This is a genomic window from Nocardia sp. NPDC002869 (assembly GCF_046764065.1).
Lineage (GTDB): Bacteria > Actinomycetota > Actinomycetes > Mycobacteriales > Mycobacteriaceae > Nocardia > Nocardia rhamnosiphila.
Genome location: NZ_JBKOOL010000207.1, coordinates 1 through 8,749, shown reverse-complemented (window position 1 = coordinate 8,749; position 8,749 = coordinate 1). Strand labels below are relative to the sequence as shown.

The window sequence follows — 8,749 nt, the reverse complement described above, 5'->3', positions numbered from 1 at the left end:
GCGCTTTCGAGGCCTGAACGGCGGGACGGGCCTCGACCCTTTCAGGGCCTCGTAAGACTCGCCACCGGGGTGCTCGCGCCACCGGGTGCGTCCGGTGGTTCGGCTGCGGGAGCGGGGGCTTGCCCGCCGCGGAAGGGGGCTTGCGTGGTTCGCTGTTAGGCTCGTGTTCTCCGCCGAGATAAAGTTGAGTCGACCCGACTAAGCTCACGGGCGGGCGGCTCAATCCATCAGGAGCCACGCGGCCGGCCGTGGGAAGCCGGAGCCGTGGACAGCGACCAAGGACTAAGAGAACTCAAGTGGCACGGGACTACTACGGATTGCTCGGTGTAGGCAGGGACGCCTCCGACCAAGAGCTCAAACGCGCGTATCGCAAGCTGGCTCGCGAACTGCATCCCGATGTGAACCCGGACGAAGCGGCGCAGACCCGGTTCAAGGAGGTCTCCGCGGCGTACGAGGTGCTGTCGGATCCGGAGAAGCGCCGCATCGTCGATATGGGCGGTGACCCGCTGGACGCCGGTGGCGGCGCCGCCGGTTTCAGCGGCGCCGGTTTCGGCGGGCTGGGCGATGTGTTCGAGGCATTCTTCGGCGGGATGAGCGGCGGCGGCGGTACCGGCGCCCGCAAACCGCGTGGACGGGTGCAGCCGGGCGCGGATTCGCTGGTGCGGACCCGGCTGAGCCTGGCCGAATGCGCGGTGGGAGTCACCAAGCATCTGACCGTCGACACCGCGATCCTGTGCGACCTGTGCCAGGGCGCCGGGACCAACGGTAACTCCAGCCCGGTGCGCTGTGAGACCTGCGGCGGCGCCGGTGAAGTGCAGTCGGTACAGCGATCGTTCCTCGGTCAGGTACTGACCTCGCGTCCGTGCCCGACCTGCCGTGGTGCCGGCGAGACGATCCCGGATCCCTGCCACAAATGCGGCGGCGACGGCCGGGTGCGGGCGCGGCGGGAGATCGCGGCCCCGATTCCGGCCGGGGTGGCCAACGGGATGCGGGTGCGCTTGGCCGCGCAGGGTGAGGTCGGCCCCGGTGGCGGGCATGCCGGCGACCTGTACGTGGAGATCGTGGAACAGCCGCACGATGTGTTCGTTCGCGACGGTGACGATCTGCACTGCACCGTCCGGGTTCCGATGGTGGACGCGGCACTGGGCACCACGGTGGTGATCGACACCATCATGGACGGTCCCACCGAACTCACCATCGGTCCCGGTACCCAGCCCGGGGAGATCTCGGTGCTGCGCGGGCACGGTATGCCGCGGCTGCGTTCCAGTTCCCGCGGTGACCTGATGGCGCACCTGGATATCGTCGTGCCGACCAAGCTGGACAGTAAGCAGACCGATCTGCTGCGCAAGTACAAGGGTTTGCGGGCCAAGGACAAAGCCGAGGTGATGTCGGCGCAGTCCGAGCACAACAGCGGCCTGTTCGCCCGGTTGCGCGCATCGTTCAGCGGTCGCTGACCCCGATGGCCGCCACGGTCTTCTACCTGGACGAGATCCCGGAACCGGGCGCCGTCGCGGTGCTCGACGGCGCGGAGGGCCGGCACGCGGCCACGGTGCGCCGGATCCGGGCCGGCGAACCCGTCACGCTCTCCGACGGCCGAGGTGTGCTCGCGGATTCGGAAGTCGTCGCCGTGCAGAAGAACCAGCTCGAACTGCTGGTCCGGGACCGTCGCCGCGCCGAGCCGGCGTCGCCGGCGGTCACCGTGGTCCAGGCGTTGCCGAAATCCGAGCGTTCCGAGCTGGCCGTCGAGCTGATGACCGAGGCCGGTGCGGATGTGGTCGTGCCGTGGCAGGCCGCGCGCTGCGTCTCGAACTGGGAGGCCAAAGCGGACAAGGGCGTGGCCAAATGGCGGGCGGCGGCGAAGGCCGCGGCCCGGCAGTCCCGCCGCGCCTACATCCCCGAGGTCACGGCCCTGCACCGGACACCGGAGGTGGTGGACGCCGTGCGTGCGGCGACGGCACAGGGCGCGGTGGTGGCGGCCCTGCACGAATCGGGGGTGGGCGCCTTCACCGAGCTGCCGTGGCGCACCGCCGCGGCGATCACGCTGATCGTCGGCCCGGAGGGCGGTCTCGACGACGCCGAGCTGACCGCTCTGAGCGCGGCGGGAGCCGAGGTGGTCCGGCTCGGGCCCACCGTGCTGCGCACGTCCACCGCTGCCGCGGTGGCGCTCGGGGCGCTGGGGGCGCTCACCACCCGCTGGTGACCACCGGGTGAACAGCCGGTCGTAGCGGTCCGCTACGCCGTGGTCGGCCGGAATTCCACTGGGACCTGTCGGGGCCGGGAGTTAGACTCGTGCCAGCGACTCCCATTCGCACCCATCTTTACCAGCGGCGCGTCACCGCAGCTCCGAGACCGGAAAGCAGGCCATAGCGACTACGTGCGATCACAAGGCGATAGCGGCGAGCAGAATCCCTCCGCGGGCGAGAACGGTGCCTCGGGGCCCGCGGCACGCACCGTCCGTTCCAGTATCGAACTCGCACCCGAATCGGTTTTCCCCTTCCTCGGCTCCGCGGACGAAAACCTCCGTGAACTCGAAGATCTGCTCGTCGCGGATATCCATGTGCGCGGCAATGTGGTCACGTTCACCGGTCCGGCGGCCGACGTCGCGCTGGCCGAGCGGGTCGTCGAGCAACTGGTCGCGCTGACCGGCCGCAACCGGGTGATCACTCCCGAAGCGGTGCGGCATACGGTCTCGATGCTCACCGAGGGAAGTTCCGAATCACCCGCCGAGGTGCTCAGCCTGGACATTCTGTCCCGCCGCGGAAAGACGATCCGCCCGAAAACACTGAACCAGAAGCGCTACGTCGACGCGATCGACGAGAGCACGATCGTTTTCGGTATCGGCCCGGCCGGTACCGGTAAGACCTACCTGGCCATGGCCAAGGCGGTGCAGGCGCTGCAGACCAAGCAGGTCAACCGCATCATCCTCACCCGTCCGGCGGTCGAGGCCGGAGAGCGGCTGGGCTTCCTACCGGGCACCCTGAACGAGAAGATCGACCCGTATCTGCGCCCGCTCTACGACGCGTTACACGACATGATGGACCCGGAGGCCATCCCCAAGCTGATGGCGGCCGGCGTGATCGAGGTCGCACCCCTGGCATATATGCGGGGTAGAACCCTGAACGATTCGTTCATCATTCTGGACGAGGCGCAGAATACGACCGCCGAGCAGATGAAGATGTTCCTCACCCGGCTCGGGTTCGGGTCGAAGATCGTGGTGACCGGTGACGTGACCCAGGTGGACCTGCCGCACGGCGCGCGGTCCGGTCTGCGGGCGGCCACCGAAATCCTCGGCGATATCGAGGACATCCATTTCGCCATGCTCACCAGCAGTGATGTGGTTCGGCACCGGTTGGTCTCCGATATCGTCGACGCCTACGAGAAGTTCGAGGCCGAGACCCGGCCACCGGTGGGCCCGCCGCATATGTCGGGTAACCGGGCGCAGCGGCGAGCGGCGGGGCGTACGGCACGGAGGTGACCCGGCCGTGCGCGAGTGCGAATGGGCTGCGCCCGACCGCACCCATTAGGCTGACCAGGTGAGTATCGAGATCGCCAACGAGTCGGGTATGGAAGTCCCCGAAGAAGACCTGGTGGGCGTCGCCCGGTTCGTGATCGACCGGATGGATGTGCACCCGGCCGCCGAACTGTCCATGGTGCTGGTGGATCTCGACACCATGGCCGACCTGCACATGCGCTGGATGGATCTGCCCGGCCCCACCGATGTGATGTCGTTCCCCATGGACGAACTCGAGCCCGGTGGCCGACCGGACAGTCCCGAGCCGGGCCCGTCCATGCTGGGCGATATCGTGCTGTGCCCGGAATTCGCCCTGGACCAGGCGGCCAAGGCCGGTCATTCCCTCGAACACGAACTCGCCCTGCTCACGGTGCACGGGGTGCTGCATCTGCTCGGTTACGACCATGCGGAACCGGCCGAGGAGAAGGAGATGTTCGCCCTGCAGGGCCGGTTGCTCGAACAGTGGTACGAGGAGTTGCGGGAGGCGCAGCGGCGGGCCGAACTGGCCGCCCGGGACGCCCGCCTGCTGGGCAAGACGGGGTTCGCGGCCCCGGAGGGCGACCGTTCGTGGCCGGGTGACGCGCACGCGTGAACGAGATGACCCTGCTGCTGGTCGCCGTCTTGCTCGCCGCCGTGGGTGGTGTCTTCGCCGCGGTGGACTCGGCCCTGAACACGCTGTCCCCGGCCCGGCTCGACGATATGGCGCGCGGCGACCGCCCCGGCGCGGTGCGGCTGGGCCGGATCGTGGACGACCGGCCCCGCTATGTCAACCTCATGGTGCTGTTACGCATTCTGTGCGAGATCACCGCGACCGTGCTGCTCGCCGCAGGGCTGAGCAGTTTCCTGGCCAGTGGGTGGGCGCTGCTGGTGACCGCGGTGGTGATGGTGCTGGTCTCCTACGTGGTGATCGGGGTGGGGCCGCGCACCCTGGGGCGTCAGCACGCGTACACCATCTCGCTGGCGGCGGGGCTGCCGCTGCAGTTCATCGGCGCCCTGCTGGGCCCGGTGAGCCGGTTGCTGATCCTGCTCGGTAACGCGATCACACCGGGTAAGGGTTTCCGTAACGGCCCGTTCGCCTCGGAGATCGAATTGCGCGAAGTGGTCGATATGGCGCGGGAACGCGGTGTGGTCGCCGACGACGAGCGCCGGATGATCCAGTCGGTGTTCGAACTCGGTGATACCGCGGCGCGCGCCGTGATGGTGCCGCGGACCGAGATGGTGTGGATCGAGGCCGATAAATCGGTGGCGCAGGCGATGTCGCTGGCGGTGCGCAGCGGACACTCGCGCATCCCGGTGATCGGGGAGAACGTCGACGATATTCTCGGCGTCGTCTACCTGAAGGATCTGGTGCCCTACGCCGACCGCGGGCGCAGTGTCCGGGTGCGCGAGGTCATGCGGGACGCGGTGTTCATGCCCGATTCCAAACCGCTCGACGATCTGCTCGACGAGATGCAGCGGCGGCGCAACCATATGGCGCTGCTGGTGGACGAGTACGGCGGTATCGCCGGACTGGTGACCATCGAGGATGTGCTGGAGGAGATCGTCGGGGAGATCGCCGACGAATACGATACCGACGAGACGCCGCCGATCGAGGAGATGGAACCGGGCCGGTTCCGGGTGTCGGCGCGGTTGCCGATCGCCGACCTGGGGGAGCTGTACGGGCTGCCGATCGACGAAGAGGAAGTCGACACCGTGGGCGGGCTGCTCGCGCACGAACTGGGCCGGGTGCCGCTACCCGGCGCCGAGGTCGTCGCGCACGGGCTGGAGCTGCGCGGTGAAGGCGGCGCCGACGCGCGCGGGCGGGTCCGGGTGCACACCGTGGTGGTGGGCCGGGCGTCCGAGCACAATACGGAGACCGATCCGGGACCGGCGCGGGAGAACGCGTCCGCCCGGCACGACGAGGGAGCAGCCGATGAGTGAACTGGATGCCGAGGACAACAAGTTGCTGGTGCTCGCCCGGGGCGCGCTCGGTCGCACCGGCGGCGCGGCGGGCGCGGCGATCCGCGATACCGACGGGCGCACCTATGCCGCCGGTGAGGTCGGGTTGCAGGCCTTGCGGCTCACCGCGCTGCAGTCCGCGGTCGCGGCCGCGATCTCCAGCGGTGCGGAGGGGTTCGAGGCCGCGGTGGTGATCGGCGGGAAGTTCGCGGACGCCGGGGTGGCCGCGGTCCGCGAGGTGTCCGCCGGAGCGAAGATCATTTTCGCCGACGTCTCGGGTGCGGTGTTCGATATCGCCGAGGGTTACGAGGCATCCGATGCCTGAACCCACCGAGAGTGAGTTCCGTTCCGGTTTCGTCTGTTTCGTCGGCCGGCCCAATACCGGTAAGTCGACGCTGACCAATGCGCTGGTGGGCGCGAAGATCGCGATCACGAGTTCGCGGCCGCAGACCACCCGGCACACCATTCGCGGCATCGTGCACCGCGAGCACACCCAGCTGATCCTGGTCGACACTCCCGGGCTGCATCGCCCCCGGACCCTGCTCGGCCAGCGGCTCAACGATCTGGTGCGCGATACCTATTCCGAGGTCGACGTGATCGCGCTGTGCATCCCCGCGGACGAGAAGATCGGTCCGGGGGACCGCTGGATCGTGCAGCAGGTGCGGCAGATGGCGCCGAAGACCACGCTGCTCGGCGTGGTCACCAAGATCGACAAGGTGGGCAAGGACCAGATCGCGCGCCAACTGATGGCGGTCTCCGAGCTGCTCGGGCCGGAAACCGATGTGGTGCCGGTTTCGGCCACCAAGGGGGAACAGGTCGAGGTCCTGGTCGATGTGATCGCCTCCCGGATGCCGCCGGGCCCGGCGTTCTATCCCGACGGTGAACTCACCGACGAACCCGAGGAAACCCTCATGGCCGAACTCATCAGGGAGGCGGCGCTGGAGGGGGTGCGCGACGAACTGCCGCATTCGCTGGCGGTGGTGATCGAGGAGATCCTGCCGCGCGAGGAGAACGAGGACTTGCTCGACGTGCACGCGCTGCTGTACGTGGAGCGGCCGAGTCAGAAGGCGATCATCATCGGTAAGGGGGGCGCCCGGCTCAAAGAGGTCGGGACCAACGCGCGCAAGCAGATCGAGCATATTCTCGGCAGTCGCATCTACCTGCACCTGCATGTGAAGGTCGCCAAGGACTGGCAGCGCGACCCCAAACAGCTCGGAAAACTGGGGTTCTGAGGTCGCTCGGCGTATCGGTCGGAGGCATGGTTCCGGGGTGGGCGCGGTGGCATCGGGGGCTCGGGTTTCGCGAGGTACGAGAGTCGGATCGCGGTGCGAACGCGATGATTTCGCGCCTGCCTGCGCGCCGGATACCGACCCGCTCACCACACCGAAAGTCAGCTGAGGTTCCGCTTCCTTTGGGTGGCGGAGGTTGGACTAGACCGATATGCTTCGGCCCGTACCCGAATTGACCGGAGCGAAACCCTTTTGATCCGACGATTCGGTAACGGGCACGATGTGGTGCCGCATGCGGGCTCGGCTTTGGGTCGGCAGGACCAAGCGCGAGCGGGGGACCCGACTTATGTACGAATCAGTGCCGGCGGCCTCGGCGTGGGCGGTGGGCCGGAGGCAATTACTGGCTCCGGTGCTGGCCCTGGGAATCTCGGTCACCGTCGGTATCGGACTGCTGGCCGCCGCCATACTGTCGGTCGCGCCGGCGGACCGGATGGTCATCGCCGTATGGGTCTCGATCGCCGTGGCGGCGGCCTGTACCGCCGTCGCCACCGCGGTCTACTTCCGCGGCCTGATCACCGCCGAGCAGCGCCGCACCGCCGAAGCGCTGGACCGGCTCGCCCGCAGCGAGCAGCGGGCCGCGGTCGCCGAACAGGCGGTGGCGGCGGAGAAAGAGGTCAGCGCGACCAGCGAACGCCGCCACTCCGACACCGGCGTTGGTCATCACCGCTTCGGTGTCCAGCGGCTGGATCTCGCTCACCGCGCGGACCATGGTGCTGCCCAAGCGGCGGCGGGGCAGCACCCCGGCCGCCGCGCATCCGGGGGGTCTGCCCGAGCCCGACTCCTCCGAGGGTGCCGCCGCGCACGATACGGCTCCGAAAACCGGTTCGACAGCTTGCTACCGGAACAACAGCGCTACGACGTCCACTTCCTGCCCGCGTCGGCCTGGCGCCGTCCGGCCGGCGCGCCTGCGTAACCGGGCGGAGCCGGTCTCACGCGTATCCGAGGCCGGGCCCCGGACGGCTCGAGCCGACGAGAACGAACACGTGCAAGACTGGTCGCGTGCGTTTGTATCGTGACCATGCCGTCGTGCTGCGCCAGCACAAGCTGGGCGAGGCCGACCGTATCGTCACGCTGCTCACCCGGCAGTACGGTCTCGTGCGCGCCGTGGCCAAAGGGGTGCGCCGCACCAAATCGAAATTCGGGGCCCGGCTCGAGCCGTTCGCCTATATCGACGTGCAGCTGCATCCCGGCCGCAGCCTCGATATCGTGACCCAGGTCCACACCGTCGAAGCCAACACATCCGCCATCATCGCCGACTACGGCCGCTACACCACCGCCTGCGCCGTACTGGAGACCGCCGAACGCCTGGCCGGTGAGGAGCGCGCCCCCGTTCCCCGCCTGCACACCCTCACCGCGGGTGCCCTGCACGCGATCGCCGAAGGGCAGCGCCCGCCCGAACTGGTCCTCGACGCCTTCCTGCTGCGCGCCATGGACTATGCCGGCTGGGCTCCCGCCATCGACGAATGCGCCCGCTGCGCCACCCCCGGCCCGCATCGTGCGTTCCATGTGGGCGCCGGCGGAGCGGTCTGCGTCCACTGCCGCCCACCCGGCGCCGTCACCCCCGCGCCCGCGGTCTTCGACCAGCTGCTGGCACTACGCCACGGCCGCTGGGACCGCGTCGAGACCATCCCCGAATCGGCCCGCCGGCAGGCCAGCGGACTCATCGCGGCCCACCTGCAATGGCATCTGGAACACAAACTGCGCACCCTCCCGCTGGTGGAGCGCAGCAGTGGAGCCCCCCGCCCCGGAGCATCGGCGAACACCGACGAACAACTGCGCGCGGTAGACCAGGTCGCCGGTGCGGCGGGCACAGGGTAGTGATGAATCGGCCCGGCTCGCTCCGATGGGGCCAGCGCGCTCGCCGAGAAACCGATGCCTCACCCGCGAGGGTCCAGATGCGGACCCGGACCTCGAATGCCGACGTAACCGCATGTGTCGAGTCTTACGAGACACCTCAAAGGGTTGAGGCCCGTCTCGCCGTTTCGGCCTCGAAAGCGCATGAGCCGAAGGC

9 protein-coding genes are annotated in these 8,749 nt (G+C 68.7%); all 9 read left to right on the top strand.

What is annotated here, in order from left to right:
• Positions 1 to 296 precede the first annotated feature (296 nt).
• Positions 297 to 1,454 carry a molecular chaperone DnaJ gene (dnaJ, locus tag ACLML9_RS25985; RefSeq protein WP_411947977.1) on the top strand — a complete coding sequence of 386 codons (1,158 nt, stop codon included), beginning with the start codon at positions 297 to 299 and terminating at the stop codon, positions 1,452 to 1,454.
• A gap of 5 nt (positions 1,455 to 1,459) precedes the next feature.
• Positions 1,460 to 2,200: a 16S rRNA (uracil(1498)-N(3))-methyltransferase gene (locus tag ACLML9_RS25980; protein ID WP_411947976.1), complete on the top strand. Its 741-nt coding sequence runs from the start codon at positions 1,460 to 1,462 to the stop codon at positions 2,198 to 2,200.
• Between the two features lie 174 nt (positions 2,201 to 2,374).
• Positions 2,375 to 3,475 (top strand): PhoH family protein, encoded by a 1,101-nt coding sequence (locus ACLML9_RS25975; protein ID WP_411947975.1) that lies wholly within the window; start codon positions 2,375 to 2,377, stop codon positions 3,473 to 3,475.
• Between the two features lie 58 nt (positions 3,476 to 3,533).
• Entirely contained in the window at positions 3,534 to 4,103 is a 570-nt protein-coding gene (gene ybeY, locus ACLML9_RS25970) for an rRNA maturation RNase YbeY (RefSeq protein ID WP_357054265.1), read from the top strand.
• Entirely contained in the window at positions 4,100 to 5,431 is a 1,332-nt protein-coding gene (locus ACLML9_RS25965; protein ID WP_411947974.1) for a hemolysin family protein, read from the top strand. Before ybeY ends, ACLML9_RS25965 begins: the two co-directional genes overlap by 4 nt.
• A complete protein-coding gene (locus ACLML9_RS25960) occupies positions 5,424 to 5,774 on the top strand; it encodes a cytidine deaminase (protein WP_411947973.1) in 351 nt (116 codons plus the stop codon). Before ACLML9_RS25965 ends, ACLML9_RS25960 begins: the two co-directional genes overlap by 8 nt.
• A complete protein-coding gene (gene era / locus ACLML9_RS25955) occupies positions 5,767 to 6,681 on the top strand; it encodes a GTPase Era (RefSeq protein ID WP_411947972.1) in 915 nt (304 codons plus the stop codon). The genes ACLML9_RS25960 and era overlap by 8 nt, the downstream gene beginning before the upstream one ends.
• A gap of 343 nt (positions 6,682 to 7,024) precedes the next feature.
• A complete protein-coding gene (locus ACLML9_RS25950) occupies positions 7,025 to 7,651 on the top strand; it encodes a hypothetical protein (protein ID WP_411947971.1) in 627 nt (208 codons plus the stop codon).
• A gap of 86 nt (positions 7,652 to 7,737) precedes the next feature.
• Positions 7,738 to 8,556: a DNA repair protein RecO gene (gene recO, locus ACLML9_RS25945; protein WP_411947970.1), complete on the top strand. Its 819-nt coding sequence runs from the start codon at positions 7,738 to 7,740 to the stop codon at positions 8,554 to 8,556.
• Positions 8,557 to 8,749: the final 193 nt, after the last annotated feature.

Coding starts and splice junctions, on each gene's coding strand:
- ACLML9_RS25980 (WP_411947976.1), top strand. CDS start 1,460: ATGGCCGCCACGGTCTTCTACCTGGACGAGATCCCGGAACCGGGCGCC.
- ACLML9_RS25960 (WP_411947973.1), top strand. CDS start 5,424: ATGAGTGAACTGGATGCCGAGGACAACAAGTTGCTGGTGCTCGCCCGG.
- era (WP_411947972.1), top strand. CDS start 5,767: ATGCCTGAACCCACCGAGAGTGAGTTCCGTTCCGGTTTCGTCTGTTTC.
- ACLML9_RS25950 (WP_411947971.1), top strand. CDS start 7,025: ATGTACGAATCAGTGCCGGCGGCCTCGGCGTGGGCGGTGGGCCGGAGG.